This is a genomic window from Mucilaginibacter sp. CSA2-8R (assembly GCF_038806765.1).
In the GTDB taxonomy this organism is placed as follows: domain Bacteria; phylum Bacteroidota; class Bacteroidia; order Sphingobacteriales; family Sphingobacteriaceae; genus Mucilaginibacter.
Map to the genome: position 1 here is coordinate 1,753,829 of NZ_CP152389.1, position 26,458 is coordinate 1,780,286.

General features: G+C 42.4%; 26 protein-coding genes and 2 other RNA genes. 13 read left to right on the forward strand and 15 right to left on the reverse strand.

What is annotated here, in order from left to right; translation table 11 throughout:
- Nucleotides 1-17: 17 nt before the first annotated feature.
- The 3 genes from AAGR14_RS07610 to AAGR14_RS07620 all read right to left on the reverse strand — a co-directional run bounded on the left by AAGR14_RS07610 (nucleotide 18) and on the right by AAGR14_RS07620 (nucleotide 2,377).
- Nucleotides 18-845, reverse strand: a complete 828-nt coding sequence (locus AAGR14_RS07610) for a murein L,D-transpeptidase catalytic domain family protein (RefSeq protein WP_342647992.1) — start codon at nucleotides 843-845, stop codon at nucleotides 18-20.
- A gap of 156 nt (nucleotides 846-1,001) precedes the next feature.
- Nucleotides 1,002-1,580, reverse strand: coding sequence for a nitroreductase (locus AAGR14_RS07615; RefSeq protein WP_342647993.1), 579 nt, complete (start codon nucleotides 1,578-1,580; stop codon nucleotides 1,002-1,004).
- Between the two features lie 74 nt (nucleotides 1,581-1,654).
- Nucleotides 1,655-2,377 (reverse strand): hypothetical protein, encoded by a 723-nt coding sequence (locus tag AAGR14_RS07620; protein ID WP_342647994.1) that lies wholly within the window; start codon nucleotides 2,375-2,377, stop codon nucleotides 1,655-1,657.
- 209 nt (nucleotides 2,378-2,586) lie between these two features.
- Here AAGR14_RS07620 and AAGR14_RS07625 point away from each other — a divergent pair, with 209 nt between their 5' ends.
- From AAGR14_RS07625 to AAGR14_RS07645, 5 genes are all read left to right on the forward strand, one after another.
- Nucleotides 2,587-2,781: a cold shock domain-containing protein gene (locus tag AAGR14_RS07625; protein WP_342647995.1), complete on the forward strand. Its 195-nt coding sequence runs from the start codon at nucleotides 2,587-2,589 to the stop codon at nucleotides 2,779-2,781.
- 139 nt (nucleotides 2,782-2,920) lie between these two features.
- Nucleotides 2,921-4,048: an endonuclease/exonuclease/phosphatase family protein gene (locus AAGR14_RS07630; protein WP_342647996.1), complete on the forward strand. Its 1,128-nt coding sequence runs from the start codon at nucleotides 2,921-2,923 to the stop codon at nucleotides 4,046-4,048.
- 334 nt (nucleotides 4,049-4,382) lie between these two features.
- The gene (locus AAGR14_RS07635) at nucleotides 4,383-5,063 is read left to right on the forward strand and encodes a MarR family winged helix-turn-helix transcriptional regulator (RefSeq protein ID WP_342647997.1); all 681 of its coding nucleotides are present in this window, start codon (nucleotides 4,383-4,385) and stop codon (nucleotides 5,061-5,063) included.
- A gap of 80 nt (nucleotides 5,064-5,143) precedes the next feature.
- Entirely contained in the window at nucleotides 5,144-6,049 is a 906-nt protein-coding gene (locus tag AAGR14_RS07640) for a DUF1338 domain-containing protein (protein ID WP_342647998.1), read from the forward strand.
- A 3-nt stretch (nucleotides 6,050-6,052) separates the two neighbouring features.
- Nucleotides 6,053-8,974: an FAD-linked oxidase C-terminal domain-containing protein gene (locus AAGR14_RS07645; protein ID WP_342647999.1), complete on the forward strand. Its 2,922-nt coding sequence runs from the start codon at nucleotides 6,053-6,055 to the stop codon at nucleotides 8,972-8,974.
- Between the two features lie 3 nt (nucleotides 8,975-8,977).
- Here AAGR14_RS07645 and AAGR14_RS07650 read toward each other — a convergent pair whose 3' ends face one another.
- Nucleotides 8,978-11,335, reverse strand: coding sequence for a glycoside hydrolase family 127 protein (locus tag AAGR14_RS07650; RefSeq protein ID WP_342648000.1), 2,358 nt, complete (start codon nucleotides 11,333-11,335; stop codon nucleotides 8,978-8,980).
- A gap of 172 nt (nucleotides 11,336-11,507) precedes the next feature.
- Here AAGR14_RS07650 and AAGR14_RS07655 point away from each other — a divergent pair, with 172 nt between their 5' ends.
- Genes AAGR14_RS07655 through AAGR14_RS07665 form a run of 3 tightly spaced genes read left to right on the forward strand, consistent with a single transcriptional unit; the run spans nucleotide 11,508 to nucleotide 12,923 of the window.
- The gene (locus AAGR14_RS07655; RefSeq protein WP_342648001.1) at nucleotides 11,508-12,092 is read left to right on the forward strand and encodes a TetR/AcrR family transcriptional regulator; all 585 of its coding nucleotides are present in this window, start codon (nucleotides 11,508-11,510) and stop codon (nucleotides 12,090-12,092) included.
- A 34-nt stretch (nucleotides 12,093-12,126) separates the two neighbouring features.
- On the forward strand, nucleotides 12,127-12,591 hold the full coding sequence (locus tag AAGR14_RS07660; RefSeq protein ID WP_342648002.1) for a hypothetical protein: 465 nt from the start codon (nucleotides 12,127-12,129) through the stop codon (nucleotides 12,589-12,591).
- An 11-nt stretch (nucleotides 12,592-12,602) separates the two neighbouring features.
- The gene (locus tag AAGR14_RS07665; RefSeq protein ID WP_342648003.1) at nucleotides 12,603-12,923 is read left to right on the forward strand and encodes a DUF3817 domain-containing protein; all 321 of its coding nucleotides are present in this window, start codon (nucleotides 12,603-12,605) and stop codon (nucleotides 12,921-12,923) included.
- A 13-nt stretch (nucleotides 12,924-12,936) separates the two neighbouring features.
- Here AAGR14_RS07665 and AAGR14_RS07670 read toward each other — a convergent pair whose 3' ends face one another.
- Entirely contained in the window at nucleotides 12,937-14,079 is a 1,143-nt protein-coding gene (locus AAGR14_RS07670) for a putative sensor domain DACNV-containing protein (protein ID WP_342648004.1), read from the reverse strand.
- Between the two features lie 129 nt (nucleotides 14,080-14,208).
- On the opposite strand from AAGR14_RS07670, the gene AAGR14_RS07675 reads away from it, so the two are divergent.
- From AAGR14_RS07675 to AAGR14_RS07685, 3 genes are all read left to right on the forward strand, one after another.
- Entirely contained in the window at nucleotides 14,209-15,057 is an 849-nt protein-coding gene (locus AAGR14_RS07675) for a 5'-nucleotidase (RefSeq protein WP_342648005.1), read from the forward strand.
- On the forward strand, nucleotides 15,035-15,976 hold the full coding sequence (locus tag AAGR14_RS07680; RefSeq protein WP_342648006.1) for a metallophosphatase: 942 nt from the start codon (nucleotides 15,035-15,037) through the stop codon (nucleotides 15,974-15,976). Before AAGR14_RS07675 ends, AAGR14_RS07680 begins: the two co-directional genes overlap by 23 nt.
- Nucleotides 15,977-16,078: 102 nt before the next feature.
- Nucleotides 16,079-16,672 carry a DUF6580 family putative transport protein gene (locus AAGR14_RS07685; RefSeq protein WP_342648007.1) on the forward strand — a complete coding sequence of 198 codons (594 nt, stop codon included), beginning with the start codon at nucleotides 16,079-16,081 and terminating at the stop codon, nucleotides 16,670-16,672.
- A 24-nt stretch (nucleotides 16,673-16,696) separates the two neighbouring features.
- Here AAGR14_RS07685 and AAGR14_RS07690 read toward each other — a convergent pair whose 3' ends face one another.
- The 4 genes from AAGR14_RS07690 to AAGR14_RS07705 all read right to left on the reverse strand — a co-directional run bounded on the left by AAGR14_RS07690 (nucleotide 16,697) and on the right by AAGR14_RS07705 (nucleotide 18,830).
- The gene (locus tag AAGR14_RS07690) at nucleotides 16,697-17,659 is read right to left on the reverse strand and encodes a YpdA family putative bacillithiol disulfide reductase (RefSeq protein ID WP_342648008.1); all 963 of its coding nucleotides are present in this window, start codon (nucleotides 17,657-17,659) and stop codon (nucleotides 16,697-16,699) included.
- 13 nt (nucleotides 17,660-17,672) lie between these two features.
- Nucleotides 17,673-17,954: a GNAT family N-acetyltransferase gene (locus AAGR14_RS07695; protein WP_342648009.1), complete on the reverse strand. Its 282-nt coding sequence runs from the start codon at nucleotides 17,952-17,954 to the stop codon at nucleotides 17,673-17,675.
- 97 nt (nucleotides 17,955-18,051) lie between these two features.
- Nucleotides 18,052-18,150, reverse strand: an RNA gene (ffs, locus tag AAGR14_RS07700) — signal recognition particle sRNA small type.
- Between the two features lie 122 nt (nucleotides 18,151-18,272).
- Complete coding sequence (locus AAGR14_RS07705; RefSeq protein WP_342648010.1) at nucleotides 18,273-18,830, reverse strand: 2'-5' RNA ligase family protein; 558 nt, start codon at nucleotides 18,828-18,830, stop codon at nucleotides 18,273-18,275.
- A gap of 72 nt (nucleotides 18,831-18,902) precedes the next feature.
- Between AAGR14_RS07705 and dinB the strand changes: the two genes are divergently transcribed.
- Nucleotides 18,903-20,087 (forward strand): DNA polymerase IV, encoded by a 1,185-nt coding sequence (dinB, locus tag AAGR14_RS07710; protein WP_342648011.1) that lies wholly within the window; start codon nucleotides 18,903-18,905, stop codon nucleotides 20,085-20,087.
- A gap of 140 nt (nucleotides 20,088-20,227) precedes the next feature.
- Here the strand turns inward: dinB and AAGR14_RS07715 are convergent, their stop codons facing one another.
- On the reverse strand, nucleotides 20,228-21,322 hold the full coding sequence (locus tag AAGR14_RS07715; RefSeq protein WP_342648012.1) for an L-dopachrome tautomerase-related protein: 1,095 nt from the start codon (nucleotides 21,320-21,322) through the stop codon (nucleotides 20,228-20,230).
- A gap of 153 nt (nucleotides 21,323-21,475) precedes the next feature.
- Complete coding sequence (locus AAGR14_RS07720; RefSeq protein ID WP_342648013.1) at nucleotides 21,476-21,763, reverse strand: hypothetical protein; 288 nt, start codon at nucleotides 21,761-21,763, stop codon at nucleotides 21,476-21,478.
- Nucleotides 21,764-21,924: 161 nt separating this feature from the next.
- On the opposite strand from AAGR14_RS07720, the gene AAGR14_RS07725 reads away from it, so the two are divergent.
- On the forward strand, nucleotides 21,925-22,650 hold the full coding sequence (locus AAGR14_RS07725; RefSeq protein WP_342648014.1) for an RNA pseudouridine synthase: 726 nt from the start codon (nucleotides 21,925-21,927) through the stop codon (nucleotides 22,648-22,650).
- A gap of 32 nt (nucleotides 22,651-22,682) precedes the next feature.
- On the opposite strand, the gene AAGR14_RS07730 is transcribed toward AAGR14_RS07725, so the two are convergent.
- The 4 genes from AAGR14_RS07730 to AAGR14_RS07745 form a co-directional block, all read right to left on the reverse strand.
- Entirely contained in the window at nucleotides 22,683-23,420 is a 738-nt protein-coding gene (locus tag AAGR14_RS07730) for a class I SAM-dependent methyltransferase (RefSeq protein WP_342648015.1), read from the reverse strand.
- A 144-nt stretch (nucleotides 23,421-23,564) separates the two neighbouring features.
- The gene (locus AAGR14_RS07735; protein WP_342648016.1) at nucleotides 23,565-24,944 is read right to left on the reverse strand and encodes a sigma-54 dependent transcriptional regulator; all 1,380 of its coding nucleotides are present in this window, start codon (nucleotides 24,942-24,944) and stop codon (nucleotides 23,565-23,567) included.
- 122 nt (nucleotides 24,945-25,066) lie between these two features.
- An RNA gene (gene rnpB / locus AAGR14_RS07740) (RNase P RNA component class A) lies at nucleotides 25,067-25,449 on the reverse strand.
- Nucleotides 25,450-25,630: 181 nt separating this feature from the next.
- Entirely contained in the window at nucleotides 25,631-26,365 is a 735-nt protein-coding gene (locus AAGR14_RS07745; RefSeq protein ID WP_342648017.1) for a polyprenol monophosphomannose synthase, read from the reverse strand.
- Nucleotides 26,366-26,458: the final 93 nt, after the last annotated feature.

The following is a 26,458-nucleotide window of genomic DNA, read 5'->3' on the forward strand; positions in this document are numbered from 1 at the left end:
TGAAATAAGAAAGCAACTCACATACCTGCTTTAGTTAATTGAACCGAACTGTCTGACGGCGCTGCAAAACTATTGGCAATGATGCCCTCATTTAAATATTTAGAAGTATAGCTGTTTACGTTGGCACTGATAAACAGCATATTTTTACCCTTAATTAAATCAATGATATGATTAGAAACCTCTGGTGATACTGCCGGGCAACCGAAGCTGCGACCTAAGCGACCTAATTGCTTAATGGTGTTTTCGCATACATAGTTAGCAGCGTGCAATACCACTGAACGGGCACGGGCATTGCTGTTAAAGCCTGCATCCATACCATTGAGGCGTAACGAGCGGCCATGTTTACCGTAGTAAATATCATCAGTTACATAAAAGCCCAGGCTGCTTTGATGCGAGTCGGCCTTGTCAGAAAACTGAGTGGCCATGTCATTGCCACTACCTTCGCCGTGCGCTACCCAGGTGTTGAGTAATAGTTGCTTCTTAAGCAAGTCAATAATCCACATGCGCTTTTGCGAACTGGCTTTATTAAAATCTATTACGGTAACCACGGTACTCGTAGGCGATAGTTTTTCGTTGTCTTTTAAGTTATAATAACCTACCACCGCTTTCTGAAAAACTTCATAGTCCATACCTACTGCTTTTAAGCCGGCAGTTTGATATACATCAGCAACATAGTTTTCAAAAGCACTGTGTACAACAGCCGCTTTAGCTTCTTTCTTAGTAGCCATAGCAGCGTTTTTTACCGTGGCCGAACGTGAACTTATAATAGCAGAGGTAAGAATAACAAGAAGGGTAATAGCTAACCAGAATTTTCTCTTCATATGTCCGTTGATAGTTTTAATCATCTGTTATGGTGTTAAAAGAGTCAACAGGCTTAAGTTGATAATTATATGTTTTTGTGATTGTAACACAAATATAATTAAACCGCTGCCTGGTTAGGTCATTACATTCTCATATATCTTAACCCCTAAATTGCTAAAAAAGTTTAATAATAGCTTTGCTTACTGCACCCATTTAACTTTTTCTTCTAATGGCGTTTTTCTTACCCCTTCAGGGTTGGCGTCGCTATAGCCAAGATACAAAAGGCCTAAAACCTGATCATCGGCACCTAAGTTCAAATATTCTTTCATCACCGGTTTTAAGGTAGCGCCACCAGTGCTCCAGAAAGACCCTATGTTTAAAGAGGTTGCACCTAACAACAGGTTTTGTATAGCGCATGATGCTGCAGCAACTTCTTCAACCACTGGTATTTTTGATAATTCGCTGCGGTGCATAATGGCCACTACTACGTGCGACACATTAGCACCCATGTTAGCTAGGTTATTGTAAGTGGCCGGATTAAAATTGTCGCCTGCTGCTTGTTTATATAATTCGGCATGTTGCTGGCAAAAAGCAACCGGGTTTTCATAAACTACAAAACGCCAAGGTTCGGTATAAGCATGCGTTGGCGCCCAGTCGGCCAGCTCAAGTAGTGCAGCCACATGGCCATTAGGAATTTTCTGCCCGTTCATCATACCGGGTTTAATGGTACGACGGGTTTTGATAATTTGCGACAGGTTTGCAAATGTTTGATTATCCATAAAGTATTAGTTTGTACGCTGAGTTTTGCCGCAAAAGTAAATTAAATACCTCGAATAACGATTTGGCTAGTATGTTATTTATCTGTTAATACGGCTTGTTTCAACATCAGCTTTTGACCGGTAGGGCATAAATCCAGCAATACACATTGCTGGCAGGCAGGCTTATAATGAAAGCAAACTTTCTGCCCATGCCGCATCATTACCTGGTGATTATCGTACACATCCTGCGCTGTAAAATCCGGCGGGAGCAAATCTTCAAGTACTTTATGAGCTTTGGCTTCGCCAATTTTTTCGTTAATGATACCCAAGCGTGCTGCCACTCTAAAATGATGTGAATCTACCGGAAGCGCTTTACCCCGAAGCGTACTGAACGACAATACTGCAGCACTGGTTTTAGGGCCAACTCCCGGCAGGTTTTCCAGCCATTGGCGTGCACTTAACACATCCATGTCTGCTAAAAAATTTAGAGATAATTCGCCGCGCTGTTCTGTAACAAGCCGCAACACTTGTTGTATACGCGGTGCCTTTTGTTCTGGCCAGGTACAGGGGGTAATAGCAGCTTCTACTTCGCCTACCGGCGCATCACGCACCGCATCCCATGAACCAAATTGGCCAATTAGCTGCTGAAAGGCTTTGCCCGAATCATGATTTTTAGTACGATGCGAGAGTAGGGCCGAGATCAGTTCGCTCATCGGGTCTAAATCATGAAAGTATTTAATTTGTGTTCCGTAAACATCTGATAAGCGATGGTGCACCTCTAACACAAACGCCTCTTTATCTATAACTTCAGTTACCATAGCTTTATATTGGTTACGTTAAACACAGGTAAGGCTTATTAGCAAATTTACCGGTTAATATTTGCACCAATATGTATGCCGAACAGTGTTATAGTTTATCAGAAACAGAAGTTTTATGTGTAAACTCTATTACTGCGGTAGAAAATATATTTTGTTAAAACAGAAATAGCCCGATTATAATGCCTACCTTGCGGGCTCAATATAATATAATGCAAAAAGAAGGAACAGTAAAGTTTTTCAACACCGAGAAAGGTTTTGGATTCATCACAGAGAGTGGCAGCAACAATGACGTGTTTGTACACTCTACTGGCCTCATCGATCAGGTTCGTGAAAACGACAAAGTAAGTTTCGATGTGGAACAAGGCCGTAAAGGTCTTAATGCGGTAAATGTAAAAGTAATCTAAGAATCACTATAATATTTATATCGTTAGCACCCGTCAGTTTTGGCGGGTGTTTTTTTATGCCTTTTCTGCAAGCTTATCAACTTCGCTCATACCTGAAATTGGTATATTGGTCCGGTAATCGCATCTAACCTGTACAATCGTGCCGATAAAAAAAAGAAATAGCAAACTTATTATTACCATTGATAAAGTTGCGCGTGTTATTAATTTCATTTTCGCGCTGCTATTGTTGCTTAGTATCCTGGCTGGTTTTATAAGTCCGCAAATTTGCTGGCCTTTAGCGTTAGCCGGTTTATGCTACAGTATATTTTTGCTTGGAAATTTGTTTTTTGTGATTTATTGGATTGCCCGGGCCAACCGTTTTGTACTGGTATCACTGGCCTGTATCCTGATTGGCTGGAAGCCATTGATTAATACTATCGGTTTTCATTTGCGGCAACCGGCAGATCTACACAAAAGTCCTGGTAATATCAGAATCATGACTTTTAATGTGCATGATTTTAATACCGAATTGCCTAATCGCGACAGCAGCCAGCACGCCATGCTTCAGTTGCTTAAAAGTAAGCAGCCGGATGTAGTCTGCTTTCAGGAGTATTATAGCTGGCGCAGTGACAACCCATACCAAATTACTGATAGTATCAAAAAAGCATTAGGCGTGTCTTACCATTACTTTAAACCTTTTGCCGGTACTACTACTTACGACATTGGCCTGGCTATTTTTTCACGGTTCCCGATTGTCGATACGGGGTTGATTAGCGCACAGCAAGCTGACAAAGAGCTGGATCCGGGTATTTTTTGTGATATCCGCAGAGGTAAGCAGACGTTTCGTGTTTACGATCTGCATCTGCGCTCTGTGTCTTTCGATGCTGTTGATTATGAATATATTAATCAGGTTGCGGCACATAAGCAAATCCGGCTCCAGCCTACATTACATATTATAAGTAAACTTAAAAGTGCGTTTACAGACAGGAGCGATCAGGTAAAATTGCTTAGGCATCACGTCTTAACCTACAATAACCCATTTATTTTTGCAGGCGATTTTAACGATACACCCACGTCTTATGTATTTACTCAACTTAGCAGCGGTTTAAAAAGCGCTTTTGCCAGCCGGGGTTCTGGCTTTGGTGTAACTTATGAGAGTTATTTGCCTGACTTACAACTCGATCATATCTTGCTTAGCCCAACTATTAAAGTAAAATACTTTAAGATATTTAAAGAAACCATTTCTGATCATTACCCGGTAATTGCAGATCTGTCATTGGAGCAATAAAGAAAAATTTCGTTTGCTTATCATCCTTAGTCGCTAAAAGTCCAGCAATCTTAAATTGCAATTTATCCCAGAGTTATAAAGTGATTTTTGACTTGATTAAGCGCAATATTGCGATATTGCGCTTATTTGCATAACTATAATGATTTTTAAAAACAGGCATAGCAGCTTATACGGCGCTATTATCAATAATATTTAAATTAAGGTTAAACCTTTAACTAATTAATCGGTATATATTACGTTAACCTTTAACTTATCATATTTTAATATTTGAGCAAGAAACAAAATTTATAGAGCTAATAGTTGTATAGAAATTTTATATTTGGCTGCCTTCAAAATGGAATCTTATAAGCTGGTACATCAATTGTTAAATTTGGTTGAGCAATTCGAAAAGGATAATGCATCTGCCAAAATGTCGATACAAGGATTTGCCGGATTTCTGGTTAATCATTTAGAAAAAGATACTCCTGCAGCTGCTGCACCCGATATTAGGTTTGGAAAAAATGAAAAGCAAGCACAGGATTTAGCTTATCAGATTGATAATAGCATTGCCCGCTTATTTATATACATGAGCCGGTATGCAAAGTCGTACGTAAAAAAAGCGCTTGATGGCACACCTCTGCAAACTGCCGAAGACTTTACCTGTCTTGCCATTTTGTTAACCCACGATAACATGTCTAAGGGCGACCTGATCAGCCGTAATTTGCAAGAAAAAACATCAGGTACCGAGGTAATAAGGCGCTTAATTAATGCAGATTTAGTTATGCAGTGGGACGATGATAAAGATAAGCGTGGCAAACGTATATCTATTACCGAAACCGGCAGACAGCTGTTGTATAAAGTTTTTGGCGATATGGATCATGTAGGCCAAATAATTACGGGCGACTTGAGCTTGTCAGAAAAACTGGTGCTGCAGCATCTGCTGCAAAAGCTCGAAAGTTTCCACTACCAGCAGCACGAACAAAAAACAATTACTTCAAAGGCGGACCTGCTGGAGTTTACGAAAAGTATAGCTTAAGCGTTAAGTTTTTATAAAGCATATTTTAGTAGACGGTGGCATTAATTATATTTGAATGTCGCTTGTAAAACTTCTCTGTTATGCATTTTGAACAGCAAACGCCATTAAACGCTTTCCTAAATATCCTTTTTGATCGTTACCAAGAAAAGGTTCCTGCAGTAAAAAAAGTTACTGATGCACTGGTTGCGCAAGGCGTAGTTAAATCGCAACAAGATATAGTAAACGATCATATCGCTTTTCGTACGCTTGGTGTGCCACATCTGGGTATTCAGTCATTCGAGAAGATTTTTTTGCATCACGGATATCAAAAGCGGGATTATTACTATTTTGAAGGAAAAAAGCTGAACGCCTATTGGTATGCACCCCCATCCGACCAATATCCACGTATTTTTATGAGCGAGCTGATGGTCAGTGATTTATCTGAGCAAGCGCAAAAGATCATTCACCGATATACCGATCCTATACAGGCTGACCCGGTTAATGGGTTGAATTTTAACGACGGGCTGCAGATCGGAGAGTTTTTCCACCGGTCGCTATGGCCTTTGCCATCCAAGCACGACTACGAGTTGCTGTTGGCCGAGAGTGAATATGCAGCTTGGGTAATTTATAACCGTTATTATTTAAATCATTATACCATCAGCGTGCATGCGCTTAAAGAAGGGTATAATCATATCGAACAATTTGACGCTTTTGTTGAAGGTTTAGGCATAAGGCTAAATACCTCGGGCGGCAAAATAAAAGTTAGCGGCGACGGGTTATTGAAACAAAGCAGTACTGTAGCCGAAATGCAGGAAGCCACCTTTGCCGATGGCGAAACGATGAGCATAGCCGGCAGTTATGTAGAATTTGCCGAACGGCTCCCCTTGCCCGAGTATGCCGACATGCCTGCTAACCAATTAACGCCGGCCCATCGCCGTAACGGTTTTGAAACCAACAATGCCGATAAAATTTTTGAGAGCACTTACACCGGGCAAACTAAAGCATAGTTAATGCAGCAGCAATTAGCGCATTTGGCCAGCGAGTTGCAGGGAGAGTTGTTTTACGACCTTGCTATGCGTACCCTGTATGCTACCGATGCATCAGCCTACGCCGAAATGCCGCTGGCTGTTGCCTTGCCGCAGAACATTGATGATTTAAAAAGGCTGATTGCTTTTGCCCGTGACCAAAAGGTGTCACTCATACCGCGCACCGCAGGTACATCGTTGGCCGGACAAGTGGTGGGTAGCGGCATTGTGGTAGATGTGTCTAAACACTTTACCCAGATACTGGAAGTAAACGCTGTAGAAAGATGGGTGAGCGTGCAGCCGGGTGTGGTGCGTGATGAACTGAACCTGTTTTTAAAACCTTACGACTTACTGTTTGGTCCGGAAACATCAACGGCCAACCGCGCCATGATTGGCGGCATGGTAGGTAATAATTCATGCGGCTCTAATTCTATTGTTTACCACAGTACCCGCGAACATACGTTAGCCGTGAAGGCGTTGTTAAGCGATGGCTCTGAAGCCGAATTTAAAGCGCTTAGTTTTGACGATTTCATCAAAAAGTGTTCGGGTGATACGCTCGAGGCTGAAGTTTACCGCAATATACGTAGCCTGCTAAGTGATTATGAAAATCAGGTTCAAATTAGGCGGGAGTTTCCAAAAAAAAGCATTGCCCGCCGCAACACCGGCTACGCCATTGATGTGTTATTGGATACTAATCCGTTTACGGCAGGCCAGGACGATTTTAATTTTTGCAAACTACTGGCCGGTTCCGAAGGTACTCTGGCTTTTATCACCGAAATAAAACTCAATCTTGAGCCGCTGCCACCCAAAGAAAGTGGTTTACTATGCGTACATTTTAACACCGTTGATGAGGCCTTAAAGGCCAATCTGATTGCCTTGCAATATCAACCGCGGGCCAGTGAGTTAATTGATCATTATATCTTGGAGTGTACCAAAGATAACCTGGAGCAGAGCCAGAACCGGTTTTTTGTGCAGGGCGATCCGGGGGCAGTATTGGTGGTGGAATATGCTGCAGAAACCCGCGATGAGGTAAAGGTCGTTGCTGCACAGGCAGAAGCCGATATGCGTGCAGCCAGTCTGGGCTATCATTTCCCATTACTGTTTGGTGAGGATACGCAACGGATATGGAAACTCAGAAAAGCAGGGCTGGGCTTGCTCAGTAATTTGCCGGGTGATGACAAGGCAGTACCGGTTATTGAAGATACGGCGGTTGATGTACATGATTTACCGGCTTACATCCGCGATTTTGACGAGATACTCAAAAAACATGGCTTACATTCGGTACACTATGCACATGCCGGTTCGGGAGAGTTGCATTTGCGGCCCATCATCAACTTAAAAACCGAAGAAGGCAATCGTCTGTTCAGGCTTATTGCTCAGGAAATAGCAGCCTTGGTAAAAAAATACGGTGGCTCGTTAAGCGGCGAACACGGCGACGGGCGTTTACGAGGCGAATTTATTGAGCAGATGATTGGCAGCCACAATTACGGCTTACTAAAGTCTGTTAAGCAAACGTGGGACCCGCATCATATTTTTAATCCAGGCAAAATAGTAGATACGCCGCCGATGAACACCATGCTGAGGTATCAGCCCGGCCAGCAATCGCCTGATTTTAAAACCTATTTTCGTTATCAAAATCAAAATGTACTGCAACATGCCGAGCAGTGCAATGGCTCGGGCGATTGCCGTAAGTCGCACTTGATGGGCGGCACCATGTGCCCGTCGTACATGGCCACCCGCAACGAAAAAGATACTACACGGGCCCGGGCTAATATATTGCGTACCTTTTTAACTCAATCGGATAAGCTTAACCGCTTTGATCATGACGAAGTTAAACAGGTGATGGATTTATGCTTAAGCTGTAAAGGATGCAAATCGGAGTGCCCCTCAAACGTAGACATGGCCAAGCTTAAAGCTGAGTTTTTGCAGCATTACCAGGATGCCAACGGTGTGCCCTTACGGTCAAGGCTGATTGCTAATTACACAGCATCAGCACGCTTAGGGGCCGTATTACCTGGCTTATATAACCTGGTGATGACGCAGCCTTTTATCAGCAGTGTAATGAAGCGGTTAGTAGGATTTGCTCCGAACAGAAGTATGTCTACACTACATCAGTTTACTTTAAGAAACTGGTATAAAAAGCACGCCCAAGAGCGGCAGACTACCAAGTTTGACAGGGGCAGAGTTTACCTGTTTTGTGATGAGTTTACCAATTATCAGGATACTACTATCGGCATCAAAGCTGTTTTGCTGCTGGAGCGTTTAGGTTATGAGGTGATGATTCCCGAACACACCGAGAGCGGCCGTGCACATATCTCTAAAGGGTTACTGCGCCAGGCTAAAAAAATTGCTCATTGTAATGTAAAGCTGTTAAGTAACAAGATTACGGAAGCAACGCCGCTGGTAGGGGTAGAGCCATCGGCCATCCTAACTTTTAGAGATGAGTATCCGGATTTAGTAGATGATAGCCATTTACAGCAGGCCCGGCACTTAGCGAAGTGCAGTTTTTTAATTGATGAGTTTTTGGCCGCACAAATGCAAAAAGGCAACATTTCAGCAGCGCTTTTCAACAATGAGGCGAGGCTAATTAAAGTGCATGGCCATTGTCAGCAAAAAGCCTGGTCGGCGTTAAGTGCTACGCAGCAAATTCTATCGTTACCGGCAAATTACCGGGTAGAAATTATCCCATCAGGATGCTGTGGCATGGCCGGCTCTTTTGGGTATGAGAAAGAGCATTACAATATTTCAATGCAGATTGCTGAGCTGGTTTTGCTGCCTGCAGTTCGCAATCAGCCCAATAATGTTATCATCGCAGCTACAGGTACCAGCTGCCGGCACCAAATTAAAGATGGTGCAGGGATAAATGCCCTGCACCCGGTCGAAATTTTATTTAAGGCCTTAAAGTAGTATTTAAGGCTTCATTAATCTTACCTCGTAGATATTTGCAATGGCCGAATTATCAGCAGCTACAAACTTAACTTCTAACTGCTTATCATTCATCACCTGCTGTGGCAAAGTATAATCTACATCAATAAACTGATTGGCATTGGTACCGTCTAATTTTACTGAGGCTACCAACTGCTGATTGATGTATATATTGAAATTGCGGTTCTTCTCGCGGCTAAAATAAGTAAGCCTGAGTTTATTGGCATTTTGAGCCGGGTTTTTTAATACGTAGCTAAACCAGCCGCTGCCGTTACGGAAATGTCTTTCCTGGAAAGAGCCATTCTCTGTTTTTTCGCCTTTAAACTGGTGATCAGTTTCGGGTTGTTGCTCGCCGGTATTCACCAGGTCAACCGTTTTTAAATCCAGTTGCTGTTTCTTTTCTTCTTTGGCTTTCATGTTTGCAACCAGCGTTGGCAGTTTCTCTGACGTGGTGTAAGGCCAGTATAAAACATACCGTTTGTCTTGCAGGGTAAAGAAGGGGACCAGTTTTAGGTTTTTATACTTATCCTGGTAAATCAGCTTATCAGCGTCATATGTCAAGGGTTGTTTTTCTGGCGCAAGTGCATTGGCCATTGGGTTAGCTGTTGATACCAGCAGGGGGGCCTCATCCAACGGTAACATAGGGCCCGAGGCAATATGTCCCATACGGCTTCCGTCGGCCTCCAAACCCACTTCGTTCTGGGTGCCCATATCGGCAGCCAATACAATAGGGCCGTGTAAAAATGCAACGTAGTTAGAGCCATCTGGCAAAGCTTCGCTGGTGTTATGCATTGGTAAAGTAACCGTTATTTTATCGCCTGTTTTCCAGGTGCGGTTAATGCTGGCGTAGCCCAAAGCATTTTTAGCTAGGGTTTGTGATTGTCCGTTTACCTTAACTTGCATTTGCCCGGCGCTCACCCATGATGGATACCTAAAGCGCATGGCAAACCGGCTTGGCTTGTTTAATTTTAACGTTAAGGCCGACTGTTCGCTATACGGAAAGGTGGTTTGTTGGATGAGGTTGAGGCCTTTCTCCTTCCAGTTCAGTTCTGATGCGATAAACAGGTTTACCAGTAAATCATTACCCTGATGGGCATAAATCAGTTCGCCATATTTGCCATGGTTTTCTAAACCCGAACCTACACAGCACCAAAAGCTTTCTTGCGGATTAGAATATACCCGGTAATGTCCCGGACGCATCGGCGTAAAATAAACGAATCCACCTTCGGGCCGTTGCGACGACAGTATGTGATTATAAAGTGTGCGCTCGTAATAATCAATGTAAGATGATGTCGGATTGCTCAGAAACAAATCGCGGGTCAGCTTCAACATATTATAGGAGTTGCAGGTTTCGGGCCCCTCACGCGATTCAATCATCGACGAAAAGTTATCCGCAGGATTAAAATGTTCCCTTACACTGTTACCTCCAATAGCAACGGTACGATGATCAACTACCGTTTGCCAGAAAAAGGCAGCGGCACTACTATAGCTCGTATCACCGCTCAGTTGGGCAATACGTTCAAAGCCAATTACTTTAGGTATTTGGGTGTTAGCATGTATACCGGTAAGTGCATCTTTATGAGCTTCTAAAGGTTGCAGTATAGCTTGGTGCGAAAACCGCCGGGCCATTTCCAGATATTTCTTATTACCGGTAATGCCGTAAACATTGGCAAACACCTCATTAAGTCCGCCTTGCTCGCTACGCAGCATGGTTTGTACCTGTTCGTCGGTAAGTTTGGCCGTGGTGTTATAAAACCAGTCTGTTAGCTTAAGGAGCATATCGCGGGCGGCAGTAATTCCGGCAACCGTGTAAGCATCATACAAACCGGCGTAGAGTTTATGGATATTGTAAAGTGGCACCCATTTATTGTTGAGCCCGAAACTGTTGGCGTTAATGTTGCCTTTTTCAATTTCCTGCCACATTGCTTTACCGCCGGGTATGCCGGCTACATAACCATTGCCGTTGTTATCCTGGCATCGTTTTAACTCAGCCACCATGTAATCGAGCTTTTTCTTCACTTCTGCATTACCGGTAGAGGCATACATGAGCGATAAGGCCGAAAGGTAATGCCCACCGATGTGCCCGTCGAGTCCGGTGTTTTCCCAATTACCATATGAGGGAGCTTTTGGCGTAAGGCCGGCTTCTTTTAAGTAGGGTGCCAATAAACGGTCGGGGTTAAGCGACAGCATATATTTCATGTCGGTTTGCTGAGCCTGCTCAAACGGGCTTTTAAGCAAACGCACATCATTAAGCGGAAAACTCTCAACTGGTTTTACCTGCGCTATACCTTGCGCTGCCCACATGCCAATGAAAGCAGTCGCGATAAATTTTTTTATCATCATTACTTGCTGTTAAGCAGAAATTTAAGATTCAGAAAAAGTATTAAGGAGCAACTACCTGGGTAGCTATAATTGGTTAATTGTCAAATCTACAATTAAAACGAAATAATTACAAATAATATTGCGATAGGTATAAAAACTGTTATGTTTGCAAAACATACCAATTGGTACTTTTATGTCTAAGGCAGCTAACACCCGTTTAACGATATTGAAAAAGGCATTTGACTTGGTTTATAAGCAGGGTTTTCAAGCCACCAGTATCGACGATATTATTGCTACCACGCAGGTTACTAAAGGTGCATTTTTTTATCACTTTAAAAATAAGGATGAAATGGGGCTGGCCATGATTAATGAGTTGATGTATCCCGGTATGTTAAAAGTTATGGTTGAACCACTGCTGGCTGCAAAAAATCCGGCTGAAGAAGTGTATCTAATGATGCAAAATATCTTACTGAAACAGCCCATGTTTGACGTAAAATACGGATGCCCTGCGGTAAATCTGATAGAAGAAATGGCGCCGCTTAATATTCAATTTAACCAAATTCTCTGTAAATTATTTAATGAATGGCAAAAAGCAATTAGCCAGGTCTTTAAACAAGGTAAAATGGCTGGAACAATAAAAAGCAACATTGATGAGAAACAAGTGGCTTATTTTATAATGGCAGGTTATAGCGGCATCCGTAACATGGGTAAGATGTTGGGTCCGGCCTGCTATAAAGCCTATTTATCCGAATTAAAAATCTATTTGAATCAGCTTTAAAAATTTTTTCTAAAAACATACTAATTGGTATCTAATGAGTATTCTGCTTTTACTTCATTCTGTAATGCGCTGGCTGGTATTGGCCAGCTTATTATATTCAATATATCGGGCGTATCAAGGTCATCAGCAAAAACTTCCTTTTACCCGAACAGACAATCAGGTTCGTCATTGGACGGCAACTATTGCCCATATGCAATTATTGATTGGTATAATTGTTTACACGCAAAGTGCAACCGTAAAAATGTTGGCTACTGGCTTGGCTAACGGTAATGGCCATATTACAGAGCCGGTATTTTTCGGCATCATTCACATTACGTTGATGCTCGTAGCTATTGTTATTATCACCGTAGGTTCGGCTATGGCTAAGAGAAAAGTTTTGGCGGCTGATAAGCATCACACGCAATTAATTTTTTTCTCAGTAGCTCTCGCGATCATCTTTATTGCTATACCCTGGCCTTTTTCACCTTTAGCGCAACGGCCTTTTATCAGACTATCATAAAAATCAAAAACATGTTATTATCACTCAGCACAGGTGTGGGTCGGCTGCGCCTTATCGGTTACCTGGAAGGTATTTCTCTTCTTGCACTGCTTTTTGTTGCCGTACCAATAAAATATTGGGGAAACTCGCCGGCTTTGGTGAAAAGTATTGGCCCGGTGCACGGCGGGCTGTTCTTGCTTTATTTGTTTAATGCACTCAGTGTTGGCATAGCTCAGAAATGGCCGTTTAAAACGGTTACCTGGAAAGTGCTGCTGGCTTGCCTGGTGCCTTTCGGGACGTTTTACATTGATCACAAGATATTAAGTCGCATAACAGCGAAACAAATAAGCTAAATTTTAATTTAGCTTACAGCAACAGCACATCAATTCGATGAGCGTGAACGCGATGCAGTTTTTCTGACCAGGCAAATACGGTAAATTGACCATCTTGTGAAGCTACCACGGCAACAGCATTATGTTGGTCGTGCACAAACTGGGCAGCTGCTAAGTGGCGTGTGCCGCCATTTTGCGCCGGGTGCATACGGGTTGCCTGCGCACCGGCCACCGGTTCGGTCATAATAATTTCTTCAACCGGAACGCTATTGGCCGAACGTGCTACTTTAGCGCCAAAAGCAAGCAGATCATAGTGCTGGGTAATTACCGTAGCGCCATCAACAGCAGTAAAGCCACCAATAATATCAATAGCCTGCAGCAGCGATTCTTTCCATTCAAAAGTATCTCGTTCCTGCTCACCCTGCTTCATCAGGTCGGGTATGGCGGAGTAGGGTGGGGTTACCGGATATTTAATAGGGCTTATTACCGATTCCCGCCATTGGTCCGAATCATCAGGAACGATGAGTACCAGTCCGCCGCGGCGATGTAGACGTATGCTGGCCGCCAGTTGCACCAGTACATTGAAAGTTTCGCCCATAAATGATGGCAGCGACATATTCATGAGCGATGCATGCAATGCCGGGCAGTCTGCAATACCCATCGATTTTTCGTCGAGTATTTTAATTTGATCGCCGTGCAGCACCGCTACGTTCACAAACTTGCCAAAGCCATCCAACCGGCGGTGTTTAATAACTAACAATCCGGGTTCAACCACTTCTAAAACAAAGCAAATACCCGGTACGGTATGAGTTGTGCCCCAAATGTATAATTCATCGTCTTCATGCCATACCCCCAAATGTATGCCCGGCTGCTCTACAGCTGGGGCTAATTTCACCAGGTTTTGAGGCGTAAGCCGCAGCCGGTTACCAAATATCAGGGGTTTACCAGCCTGTTTGGGTTCTAATAACGCTAAAGAGATACTTACCGGTCGTCCTTCCTCGCGGCGTAGGCTGGCCCAAAAGGCAATGTCTATCACAGCCTCGATGATGCCGGCACTGCACGCCGTAGCCAGTTCTTGCTCGCCGAGCTCCCGAGCCTGCGCCAGATGATCAGCAAAATGTGTTTCTATAGTTTCGGCTACCATCCGGGCAGCCAGGTACGAAGGTTCTGAAAACATAGGTCGGACGTATAAAGTAACAATGATAACAACCCGGCGCCTCACTTTAGGCAATGCTTTTGTAAAATTGGATATAAATCTAAAGCGTTAGCATAACAGCTCATCAATGCTACCAAATATTTTACATTTATGCACGCCTGGCAGGCAGCATTATTAATGATGCAACAGGTATCTTTGCAGCGCAAATTTGCACGGCACAACTTAGTTAACGAGTTTGCATTAAATATTAATATGCGTTTTAAAATCACCCGGTTTATTTACGGTGCTGCATTACTGTTAGCTTCCTGCAAGTCGCATTATACTTTAGTTGAAGCTAAACGCAGCGAGTATAATATTAATAATGCCGTTTCGGCCGATTCCACGGTCATCAAAACTTACCTGCCCTATAAGCAAAAAATGGAAGCGCAAATGAGCGCTGTTATTGGCCAAAGTGCGCGTCTGCTTACCAAAAGCGGTGAAACCGAAAGCCTGTTGGGCAACTTTTTTGCCGATGCCGTAACCTCCGAGGCGCTTAAGATTGATCCGGCTATTGATTTTGCAGTGCCTACCACCAAAGGAGGTTTACGTAATGATGTTGCCCAGGGCAATATTACCTTGAGTACTATGTTTGAGCTAATGCCATTTGAAAACGAGCTGGTGGTGCTTAAGCTTAAAGGAACTGATGTTGAACAATTACTCACCTTTTTGGCGCAGAGCGGTGGTCAGCCGGTAAATAACATTAAGTTTAGTATTGCTAACGGGCAAGCTCAACAGGTATTGATTAAAGGTCAGCCGTTTGATCGTAACCACATTTATAACGTTTTAACCTCAGATTATATAGCTAACGGCGGCGATAACGTTAAAGGTATGGCTAACCCGCTGGAGCGTAAGGTTTTGGGCTTACGTGTTCGCGATGCCTTGATTAATTACGTAAAGCAACAAACCACAGCCGGTAAACCAATAGATGCTCAACTCGATGGAAGAATTACAAAAAATTAACCGCAGAAGTTTTATTCGGACCGGTGGTACTGCACTGGCCGCTATGGCATTAAGCACTTACTCGTTAGACGCATTGGCTGCCGGTGATGTGCATAGGTTAACTATTTTGCATACTAATGATGTGCATAGTCGTATTGAACCTTTCCCGATGGATGGCTCTAAAAATCAGGGTTTGGGTGGTACGGCACGTCGCGCGGCATTAATTAAAAAAATAAGGGCCGAGCAAGACCATGTGTTGCTGCTGGATGCGGGCGACATTTTTCAGGGTACGCCGTATTTTAACCTATTTGGCGGCGAGCTGGAATTGAAACTGATGAGCCAGATGGGATATGATGCGGCTACGATGGGTAATCACGATTTTGACAACACCATCGACGGTTTTTATAAGCAGCTGCCTAATGCTAATTTTCCGATTTTAGTAAGCAACTACGATTTTAGTAACACGGTGATGCACCAGTCAAGCAAGCCTTACCAAGTGTTTCAAAAAAATGGTTTAAAAATTGGCGTGTTTGGTTTAGGTATTGAACTGGCCGGTTTGGTTGATCCGCGCAATTACAAAGAAACCCGCTATCTCGACCCTATACAAAAGGGTAACGAAGTTGCCGCCCTGCTTAAAAACGAGCTGCAATGCAATTTAGTGATTTGCCTTTCGCATTTAGGGTATAAATACAACGATAAAAAGGTGTCGGACCAGGTGCTGGCTAAGAATACCCGGAACATCGACTTAATTATTGGTGGCCACACGCACACCTTCATGGACCAGCCTGAGGATATAAAAAACCTTGACGGACAGATTACCACGATCAACCAGGTGGGTTTTGCCGGTATTAATTTGGGGCGTATTGATTACTTTTTCGAAAAATGCAGCGGCAAAAAGTCGATGGCTGCGAGCAGTTATCAAATATCAAACAGCATTTGAGTGCCAAATTATTTTCACTCAGCGTGTATTTGAAAGCGTAATTTTTCAATTAGCGGCAGATTAGGTAATAATTTAATAAATTTGGCTTTTAAACGGTTTGATATGTCATTGCAAAAAGTTAAGCTGAACGCACCTGCTTATATCCTGATAATACTGGCTTCGATTATTGCTACCGGTGCCATGCGCCTGGTGAGTTTTTATTTTCCGCTGTTCAGTAACTTTAGTCCGTTAGGCGCACTTTCTATATTTGGAGGAGTTTACTTTGCCGATAAATGGAAAGCCGGTTTATTATCAGTAATTACCCTTTTTGTAACTGATATTTTTATCAACTATCTGTATTCGGCTAAGTTAGTTTTGTGGTACAGCAACAGTGCCCTGTGGTTGTATGCCAGCTTGCTGATTATGGTAATGATTGGCAGCCTGATTAAAAAAGTAAACGTAGCGAACGTGTTACTGGCTTCGTTAGCCAGCGTAGCGGTACACTGGTTGCTTACCGATATTGAGCCCTGGCTGCAAAGCAGCTACTATGCTAAAGGCCTGTTAGGTTACGGTGAGTCGTTACTAATGGCGATACCTTTTGAGCGTAACATGCTTTTAGCCGATGCCGTATTTGGTGCCATTTTGTTTGGTGGATACGAGTTTGTAAAAACCCGTGCCAATGCCAAAAGATATGCTGCAGAGCAGTTAACAGTTTAAGCAAACCACAACTGCCCGCCGCCTTTATTTGCGTTTGGCGGTAATATCATTTAGTATCATTTCGGCATGTACGCGTGAGTTTTCTATAAACCATAAATGCGTATCCATGCCTCCGCAAACTACGCCGGCCAGGTAAACGCCCGGTAGGTTGGTTTCCATCGTTTTGGGGTTGTATTGCGGAATGTACTTGCCATCGTCAGAAAGATTAATACCCATTTTTTGTAAAAAGTTAAAGTTGGGTTTGTAACCCGTCATGGCCATTACAAAATCATTGGCAATGGTAATCAGTCCGTCGGGTGTTTCAATATCTACTTCGTGCTCGCGTATGGCTTTTAGATTGGAGTTAAAGTGGGCTTTAATACTGCCTTCTTCAATACGGTTTAAAATGTCTGGCTTTACCCAATATTTTACGCGGCTGCTAATCTCGCTGCCTCGAACCACCATAGTTACTTCAGCACCTTTGCGGTAAGTTTCGAGCGCCACATCAACCGATGAATTACTGGCTCCTACTACCACTACCTTTTGCAAAGTATAAAAGTGCGGATCCTGGTAGTAGTGTTTCACTTTAGGCAAATCTTCGCCCGGGATGTCCAAGTTTACTGATATGTCGTAAAAGCCGGTAGCCACAACGATGTTTTTAGCTTCGTAGGTGCCTTTGTTGCTCATTATAGTGTAGTTATCTTCTTTTCTCTCAACTGACTTAACTTCTTCAAATAGTTGCAAAGGGAGGTTATTAGCCAGCGATACACGACGATAATATTCTAAGGCGTCGGCACGGTTGGGTTTAGTGTGGGTAGTAGCAAATGGGTAGCCGCCAATCTCCAATTTTTCTGAAGTAGAAAAAAAGGTCATGGTAGACGGGTAGTTATATAATGAGTTAACCAGCGTGCCTTTTTCTAAAATAAGAAAGCTTAAGCCGGCTTTTTGAGCAGCCAGTCCGCAAGTTAACCCAATAGGGCCTCCGCCAATAATAATCAAATCGAGCATAAACGTAAATAAATTAAGCCAGTACGTCCTGATAGCTTTTATTACGGGCAAATACGGCTTTGGCAAAGGTACAAGATGGAGTTATCTTTAACTGATTTTGCCTCGCGTAATCCACGGCGTGTTCAATTAATTGTTCACCCACATGGTGGCCTTGTTCTTTTTCGGCTACTTCGGTATGATAAATTTCTATTTCATGATTATTGTGCTTCGTAAAAAGCACTTCGCCGGTTAACTCGTCATCTTGCTGTATGTAAAAACGGCCTTCGTTACCGTTAATGCTTTCTTGTATATGCATAGCTATTTTACAGGTGTTAACACCAACAACTCCAAAAAGATTAATTTAAAATAGAATTGCCTGAAAAAAGGCGACAATGAAAAGTATAGAAAATAAAAATGGGTAAGCTACTTTTATCGCACCGCTCAACTCTCTACCCTTGCTGCGTTCCCACCCTGGGGGGATTCAAGAGGAGCTGGTCGTAAAAGACTTACCCGTCACAAAAGTAGAAAAATTATCTATTTATCAGTAACTAAATGTAAACTTGCTGTTAAGCGGTTGATGCTCAACTTGAAAAGTTTATTTATGGCGCGTACATGTTTTTTTAACAACATGAAATTAGGTTAACCGAACTGCATTTTGTTCGTTTTTAAAGTAGATAATGTCAATTAATGCATAACCTTTACCATCTGCAATAGTGTTTTTTTCAAATACCAGTACTTTATCTGCACTAAAAGTGTCTTGATAAGTAAGCTGTCTGAATTTTGGCCACAGCTTCAAAAATTTGTCAATAGATAGACTTCTTGCTACAGTAATATGCGGGACTGTCAGTGTACATTTTCCGAAGCATTTTTTTAAGGAATGAAACCAGTTATCAATCTGGTATGAGCCTTTAATTGCTGCATAAATGGTCATGGTTTCTCCATGCTGGAAATAATTAAAGCCGTTGACACCTATGCTAATACACGGTAATTCTGACATTCTTTTTTTGATAGTTTGCAGAGCTACTTCAACCTCTAATGGGTCCTTTTTAGCAATATTCTGCACTGTTATATGTGCTTTTGAATTCATGCCGTCGTAATCACCTATAATCTCAGCTACTTTACTCTTGTAACGACTCACCTGTAAATAAACAGCGTCAGACGGCGGTATCACAAATAAATAATCCTTGTTCATAAAGTCGTTGTTGATGAAACAAAATTGCTAAAAATATTAGTATTTTAAAATTTGTTTCTTCACATTTGTGAGGTGGAATTTAAACGGCACATTGTACACATCGATCTCGATTCATTCTTTGTTTCGGTTGAACGTCGAATTAATCCGGATTTAATTGGCAAACCGGTCATTATTGGCGGATCAAAAGACAGGGGAGTAGTAGCATCGTGCAGTTATGAAGCACGGCAGTATGGTATACATTCGGCCATGCCAAGTGCAAAGGCTTACAAACTTTGTCCACACGCCATATTTTTACATGGCAGCCATGGCCGGTATTCAGAGGCATCACGCGAGGTTACCCAAATCATTCATAATTCGGTACCTCTATATCAGAAAACCTCAATAGACGAGTTTTATATTGATTTAACCGGAATGGATCGTTTTTACGACCCTTACCAATTAGCGACAGACTTAAGGCAGCAGGTTATTACAGAAACGGGCCTGCCTATATCATTTGGGATGGCTTCCAGCAAAACGGTAGCTAAAATGGCGACTAACCAAGCCAAACCCAATGGGCAACTCCGAATTGAACATGGACGTGAAAAGGAATTTATGGCTCCGCTAAACATCAGCAAAATACCCATGCTGGGCGAAAAAACCTGCGAAAAGCTTTACCAATACGGTGTAGAAAAAATAGGTGACCTGCAAAAGTGTAACCTGCGTTTTTTAGAAAGTGTATTTGGCCGGGCAGGCAAATATATTTGGGAAAAGGCCCAAGGCATCGACTACAGTGAAATTGTTCCGCATAGCGAGCGCAAGTCTATTTCTACCGAACATACTTTTCATCAGGATACCGCTGATCAGCGCACACTGGAAACCATGTTGGTATCCATGACCGAAGAATTGGCGTTTAAGCTGCGCAGCGAAAACAAGCTGGCATCATGCCTGGCCATCAAAATCAGGTTCAATAACTTTGAGACGCATACCCTACAAGAGAAAATTGCGTTAACATCTGCCGAACACATACTAATACCCGGCATCAAAAACCTGCTCAAACGGGCCTGGAATCAGCATCGGCCTATCCGGCTGATCGGTGTTAAGCTAAGCCAGCTATGCAGTGGCAGTTACCAGATTAATTTGTTTGAAGATAACGAAGAGCAGATTAAACTATACAAGGCGATGGATAATATCAACTTCAAGTTCGGCAATAAAACCGTTTGCCGAGCCGCGGGTATGGAAATAGGCCAGCGCAATTTTAACCCTTTTCAGGCAGAGTGAATTTTGGGAGTAAAGAACACAGAATCAAGAACACAGTCAATCTGTTAAATAGTCATACAGTTGTATTTATGTAATTCTATAAATACATACATTTGTATTTATAGAATTACATATTATGTATCTTGTGCTTTTACTTTTTATTATGGTAATTTCACTTTGAACACTCTGTAAGGTTCAGTGCGCTTGTTAACGCCGTTGTTAAAGTCGGGTTGCTTTTGAATTTGGGACGTGGTGATGTATAAAAAGTTATCTTTAGAGATAGAATAGGTGTCTGGCCAAATCAGACTTGAACTTTTAAACCACGTATGAGCTTTTAAATTGGGCGTAATCTGTATCATGCGATAGTTTACCATATCGCCAAAATATAAGTTGCCCTTTTTATCAAAAATCATGGCATCGGTGCTGGCAATTTCGCCCAGGTATTTTACTTCGCCGCCTAATTGTTGCGGGGTAAGTTTCTCATCTAACAGTGATGCGGTTTTGATGCGGTACAACTTTTTATCATTGATAGATTTGTAGTATAACCAGGCACGGTCTGGGCTTAGGGCAATACCATCCGAGTTAAACACTGCAGGCTGGCCTTGTTTCATCAGTTGATGACCATCAATCACAAATTTATAATTGGGGTCGGGTTTAACCGATTTGTGGCTTTGCAATACCTGGCGCGATTTGCCTGTTTTTAAATCAAGAATGACAATGCCACCAGTACCTGAATTAGTAAGATAGGCCATCTGCTTTTCAGTATCTACCCTAATGTCGTTTATATAACTGCTGTTATCAATAGTGCCGGTAAAGCGATATACTTTTTCAATTTTATTAGTGTTAAGGTTAAATTTAACCACTTTGGCGCTATTATCCACTACTTTGGCCAGCATTGGTGCGGCGGGGTCAACAATGTATAGATAATCGTTATCATCAACGTAAGCCGTTTGCACACAAACCCATTTATTCATGCCGTCTTGTCCGGGTTGCCAGCTATTCATGGCCGCATCAGGGAAGGGTTTTGCAGTGCCATCGGGCATTACCTCTACCACTGCATATTTATAAATAGACGACCAGCGCGGGTAAGTAACAAACAAACGATTTTTGGCTGATATAGCAACGCCGGTAAACTGATATGTTTTGTCGGCATAAACCTGTTGCAGTTTAGGGGCCTGAGCATGTCCAGGTTGCGCAGCAAATACCATCCAGGTAACTGCCATCATATTAGTAAGGTAGATGAAGAATCTTTTCATATAACCTTAACCTAATTAGAAAATAAAAAGTTTATTTATTATGAAAATATTGTGCGGTGACTAAAAATAACCAGTAAGCTCGATATAATATCATGTAGTCAAACATATTCAATGGCCGTCATTGTGTCGGTTCAAAATATCTTATCATTTAAATCAACGCTTTTCTGCTTCCTTTTTATTAATCGCATTCTTTGATTTAGCGGCCCGCTGTTTATCCAATTTTTTAGCAGCCAAAGGTAGCTGCTTACCTGTATCGGCATTTTGGGTGCTTTCAGATTGCTTTTTGACCTGTTCTTCTTGCGCTTTTGCGTTCTCTGAACTTTTTACTTTTCCCGAATCAGCATCCAATTCATGCGGCCAAATGTCTTTAATGGCTTTGCTAGCCTTTTCAATCAGTTTTTCTTCGTGTGTTTTTACCGGTCTTGCTGATTTGTTACTCATGTTAAACGTCTTGAAATGATAATAGCATTTTGTTAATTATAATATCAACTAAGCAGTTGTCAGTATTGTTTGCTGGCAGTAAGCCTACATATTCCAGGCAAACAAAATTCGGGTTTAGCATTTAAATAGAATAAGCGTACTTTTGCGCTCTGTTTTAAAATATGAAAATTCCAAAGTTTGCCGACCTGATTATTTACGAAGATGATAACCTTTTTGTGGTTAACAAGCCACCATTCATCAGCTCGCTCGATGAGCGGGGAGAAGGTAGCAGCGAAATCAGTATGCTCAGGCTGGCCAAAAGCTATTGGGAAGATGCCCAAATTTGTCACCGTTTAGATAAAGAAACATCGGGTGCGTTAATCATTGCCAAAAACCCGGAAGCGTACCGCCTGGTGTCTATGCAGTTTGAACGCCGGCAGGTTAAAAAGGTGTATCATGCCGTAATTGAAGGCACCCATGTATTTGATAACTTGCTGGTTGATTTACCAATATTAAATACCGGCAAAGGCACAGTGTCTATCAGTCGGCAGGATGGTAAGCGAGCCGAAACCTGGTTTCAATCACTACAATATTTTAAGCATTATACTTTGGTAGAGTGCAGGCCGGTAACAGGGCGCATGCATCAAATTCGTATTCATTTGGCTACGCAGAGGGCTTCTATAGCCGGTGACGAGATGTATAAAGGTAAGCCAGTGTTTTTATCTCAACTAAAACGCAAGTATCACTTAGGCAAAGACCAGGAGGAATTGCCCATCATGAAACGCTTTGCGCTGCACGCGCACGAGTTAACCTTTAAGGTAGATGCTGAGAAACAAGTGGTAGTTAACGCACCTTACCCCAAAGATTTTGAAACCTTATTGAAATTACTGAATAAGTTTGACAGTTAAATAAAGCGGATGCTGACGGCTCATTTTGTTGCTTACTTTTGGTAAATCAGAAAGTGCTGCATTGGCAACCCTGTTTTGTCTTTAATGAAAGAGAAGCCGTTAGCCGTTAACTCTTTGCTTATTTGTTTAGTCGTGGTTTTATGAAGCTCTTTAATAGGAATTTCGGGATCTTCGCCTTTATATTCTAACAAAACTATTTTACCACCTGGCTTTAAAGCTTTATACAAAGCTTGCAGGTACTCATGCGGAAATTCAAGTTCGTGGTAAACATCTACCATCAGCGCCAGGTCAATGCTTCCGTCTGGTAAGTTAGGTGCTTTTTCGCTTCCCTTAACTACTTCAACATTAGATTGCTTTAGTTTTTTGGCCCGCTCTTTCAAATAATCCAAAGCTTCATCCTGCAGTTCAATAGCAACCACCTTATTTACTTTAGGTGCAATTCTAAACGTATAAAAACCTGTGCCGGCACCAATATCAGCAACCACGCTTTTTTGATCAACCGGTAAGTATTTAACCGCCAGGTTAACGTTTTCTTCCTGGTTACGGGTATCGCGCTCCAGCCAACCAGCACCGCTAAAACTTATCACCTTTGCTATTTCGCGGCCTTTATAAATTTTACCAATGCCGTTGGGCGACGGCTTTTTATAAGTATATACCGTATCATTAGACGGAGTTGCCTGGCTTTTACTCTGACCCTGATGCTCATTATTTGGGGTGCATTGGCAAAAAAGTATTGCCGCCGAAAAAAGACAGTTACGGAAGTTGAACATAGCTCAGATAAATTTACGTTTAAGCAATGCTAAATTACTTTAATTGTTTTAAAAAAGCTGTTAGAAAGAAGCGCAATTACACCATGTAATTGCCATTGTATTACAAGTTAATTAGAGTCTGATTAAGGCTAAAAATAAAAGGGGTTATTCACCCCTTTTTAATCCAAACTTTTCAATCTTACTGTATAAATGGCTTCGCTGTATGTCAATGTCATCTGCTGTTTTAGAAACGTTCCAGTTGTTTTTTTCGAGTTTAAATTTGATATACTCGCGTTCGGCAAAGTCTTTGTACTCCTGAAAATTCTTAAACTGTTCGTAGTCTGTTTGCGGGGCAGGCGCTGCTCCGGCAGTTACCGTAACCGGTGCTGACGGATTGGCAAAGGCTCTAACGTCACCATCGGTAATGATCTTATCGCTCAGGATAATTAAGCGCTCAATCATGTTGCGCAGTTCGCGGATATTACCTGTCCAGGGCAGTGCTTTTAATGCTTCTAAGCCGGCATCGCTAATCCGCTTGGTCGGCATACCATATTCGTTGCAAATTTCATCCAAAAAGCTGGTCGCTAACAATGGGATATCATCACGGCGCTCAATCAGTGGTGGTACATGTATCAAAATAACGCTAAGGCGGTGGTACAAGTCCATCCGGAAATTGCCGTCTTCAATCTCCTTCAATAAGTCTTTGTTGGTTGCCGCAACTACACGTACATCAACCTCAATTTCTTTTTCGCCGCCTACGCGGGTAATGCGGCTTTCTTGCAAGGCACGCAGTACTTTGGCTTGTGCCGAGTGGCTCATGTCGCCTATCTCATCCAAAAATAAAGTACCGCCATTAGCAGATTCAAATTTACCGATGCGTTGTTTAACAGCCGAAGTAAATGAACCCTTTTCGTGACCAAAAAGTTCGCTTTCAATTAACTCAGATGGGATAGCTGCACAGTTTACCTCTATCATAGGCCCATTACTGCGGTGTGATTTTTCGTGCAGCCAGCGGGCCACTAACTCCTTACCGCTACCATTAGCACCGGTAACCAATACGCGGGCTTCGGTGGGACCAACACGGTCTATTGTTTCTTTAATTTTTACTATGGCCTGTGATTCGCCTAAAATGGGACGAACTTTAGAAACTTTTCTTTTTAATACCTTAGCTTCGGTTACCAAACTACCGCGATCTAACGCGTTGCGTACAGTAATTAATAAACGGTTAAGATCAGGCGGTTTCGAAATAAAATCGAAGGCTCCCTTTTTACTGGCCTCTACTGCTGTTTCTACCGTACCATGGCCCGATATCATGATAAAAGGCAGATCAGGTCTAATCACTAAACCTTCAGTAAGTACCTCCATGCCGTCCATACGATTCATTTTGATATCGCACAGCACTAAATCGTAGTCGTTCTTTTGTATGAGCTGGAGTCCGTCAATACCGTTGTCAACGTCTTCTACCTGGAAATCTTCGTACTCTAATATTTCGCGCAGGGTGTTACGAATTGCGCGCTCGTCGTCAATAATTAAAATTTTTGCCATGTTGTTGTTTCAGGAGGTAGTCTGTTTCAGCCGCTAAAGTATAGGAATTCGTATAGTAAAACAAACACTTTAGCATTTGGTTTAAAAAAAGTATCCCTTATTGTACAACAATAAGGGATAAAAGCAGCAGCAAAGCTGTAAGCCGGGTTTTGTGCTGCCCAAAGGCAGTTTCTATCATTAATCTGGACCGGCTATTGCTAACCGGCTCTAACAACCTACCCATCCCAACGTTGCTGTTTACACAGCACACAGAAGCGAGCAACTTCCATTTTGGGACCTATTTGGTTTTTCAACTCCTGAGGTTTACCGCAAATACAGTTACCTGTACCTGCCGTGAGCTCTTACCTCACGTTTTCACCCTTACCCTGTTAAGGGCGGTATATTTTCTGTGGCACTGGCTGTCGCCCGCTGCAGGGCGCCTTCCCGTTAAGAAGCAGGATGCTCTGTGTTGCCCGGACTTTCCTCCGCCCGGCCTAAACCGGGCAGCGATAGAACACTTTGCAATTACAAAGATAGGTTTTTAGCAGGTAGGTTGAGTGGTTAAGTTATTGATTAGTTCATTGGTTTACTCGTTCAGTAGCTGATTAGTGCAAAAGTTGATTAGTTTACTTGTCGATTGCCATGAAAATAAAAAACAGGACGAACAACCTAAAAAAAGTCAACTTACCTTATGAATCATAAGCCGCTTATTCTCCCTCCGGATATTTACGAAAGACGCTGTTGATCCGCATTTGAATCACGCCTAAAAATGCTTCGCGGAAAATTCGGGTAGACATTTTAGAAACACCTTCTGTACGATCGGTAAAAATAATTGGAATTTCTACTACTTTAAAGCCGTGTTTCAGGGTAGTGTATTTCATTTCAATCTGAAACGCATAGCCTACAAACTTAATTTTATCCAGCCTGATGGTTTGCAGTACCTTGCGCTTGTAACAAACAAAGCCGGCCGTTGCGTCTTTAATTTCAATTCCGGTAATCAACCTTACATAGGCCGAAGCGTAGTAGCTCATCAGTACGCGGTTCATGGGCCAATTAACTACGTTTACGCCCTTCACATAGCGCGAGCCAATCGCCATATCTGCACCTTCTGCACAGGTTTCGCGCAGTCGTAATAAATCATTAGGGTTGTGCGAAAAATCGGCATCCATTTCAAATATGTAATCATATTTATAGCTGACTGCCCATTTAAAGCCTAAAATATAAGCTGTGCCCAAACCTTGCTTGCCCGAGCGTTCTTCGATGAACAATTTTTCAGGAAACTCAGCTTGCAGTCTTTTAACAATATTACCGGTGCCATCGGGTGAGCCGTCATCAATAATAAGCAAGTGAAAATCATGGGGCAGCGAAAATACCTTGCGGATCATGCGTTCAATGTTTTCCTTTTCGTTGTAAGTAGGTATGATAACTAAGCTATCAGGCACGGGCTGTTGAGGTTGTGAACGGCAAAAGTAAATATTTCGGCTTTAAAAAAAGCAAAAAGCAGGAAAGGGTTACTTTCCTGCTCTCTTATAAAC

Bases quoted from the DNA above. Each gene is read 5' to 3' on its own strand.
- AAGR14_RS07625 (WP_342647995.1), top strand. From the start codon at position 2,587: ATGCAAAAAGAAGGAACAGTAAAGTTTTTCAACACCGAGAAAGGTTTT.
- AAGR14_RS07735 (WP_342648016.1), bottom strand. From the start codon at position 24,944: ATGGCAAAAATTTTAATTATTGACGACGAGCGCGCAATTCGTAACACC.
- AAGR14_RS07730 (WP_342648015.1), bottom strand. From the start codon at position 23,420: ATGTTCAACTTCCGTAACTGTCTTTTTTCGGCGGCAATACTTTTTTGC.
- AAGR14_RS07610 (WP_342647992.1), bottom strand. From the start codon at position 845: ATGATTAAAACTATCAACGGACATATGAAGAGAAAATTCTGGTTAGCT.
- AAGR14_RS07685 (WP_342648007.1), top strand. From the start codon at position 16,079: ATGTCATTGCAAAAAGTTAAGCTGAACGCACCTGCTTATATCCTGATA.
- AAGR14_RS07705 (WP_342648010.1), bottom strand. From the start codon at position 18,830: ATGAACAAGGATTATTTATTTGTGATACCGCCGTCTGACGCTGTTTAT.
- AAGR14_RS07680 (WP_342648006.1), top strand. From the start codon at position 15,035: ATGGAAGAATTACAAAAAATTAACCGCAGAAGTTTTATTCGGACCGGT.
- AAGR14_RS07670 (WP_342648004.1), bottom strand. From the start codon at position 14,079: ATGTTTTCAGAACCTTCGTACCTGGCTGCCCGGATGGTAGCCGAAACT.
- AAGR14_RS07615 (WP_342647993.1), bottom strand. From the start codon at position 1,580: ATGGATAATCAAACATTTGCAAACCTGTCGCAAATTATCAAAACCCGT.
- AAGR14_RS07635 (WP_342647997.1), top strand. From the start codon at position 4,383: ATGGAATCTTATAAGCTGGTACATCAATTGTTAAATTTGGTTGAGCAA.
- AAGR14_RS07640 (WP_342647998.1), top strand. From the start codon at position 5,144: ATGCATTTTGAACAGCAAACGCCATTAAACGCTTTCCTAAATATCCTT.
- AAGR14_RS07725 (WP_342648014.1), top strand. From the start codon at position 21,925: ATGAAAATTCCAAAGTTTGCCGACCTGATTATTTACGAAGATGATAAC.
- AAGR14_RS07650 (WP_342648000.1), bottom strand. From the start codon at position 11,335: ATGATGATAAAAAAATTTATCGCGACTGCTTTCATTGGCATGTGGGCA.
- AAGR14_RS07645 (WP_342647999.1), top strand. From the start codon at position 6,053: ATGCAGCAGCAATTAGCGCATTTGGCCAGCGAGTTGCAGGGAGAGTTG.
- AAGR14_RS07620 (WP_342647994.1), bottom strand. From the start codon at position 2,377: ATGGTAACTGAAGTTATAGATAAAGAGGCGTTTGTGTTAGAGGTGCAC.
- AAGR14_RS07655 (WP_342648001.1), top strand. From the start codon at position 11,508: ATGTCTAAGGCAGCTAACACCCGTTTAACGATATTGAAAAAGGCATTT.
- AAGR14_RS07690 (WP_342648008.1), bottom strand. From the start codon at position 17,659: ATGCTCGATTTGATTATTATTGGCGGAGGCCCTATTGGGTTAACTTGC.
- AAGR14_RS07665 (WP_342648003.1), top strand. From the start codon at position 12,603: ATGTTATTATCACTCAGCACAGGTGTGGGTCGGCTGCGCCTTATCGGT.
- AAGR14_RS07660 (WP_342648002.1), top strand. From the start codon at position 12,127: ATGAGTATTCTGCTTTTACTTCATTCTGTAATGCGCTGGCTGGTATTG.
- AAGR14_RS07715 (WP_342648012.1), bottom strand. From the start codon at position 21,322: ATGAAAAGATTCTTCATCTACCTTACTAATATGATGGCAGTTACCTGG.
- AAGR14_RS07720 (WP_342648013.1), bottom strand. From the start codon at position 21,763: ATGAGTAACAAATCAGCAAGACCGGTAAAAACACACGAAGAAAAACTG.
- AAGR14_RS07675 (WP_342648005.1), top strand. From the start codon at position 14,209: ATGCACGCCTGGCAGGCAGCATTATTAATGATGCAACAGGTATCTTTG.
- AAGR14_RS07695 (WP_342648009.1), bottom strand. From the start codon at position 17,954: ATGCATATACAAGAAAGCATTAACGGTAACGAAGGCCGTTTTTACATA.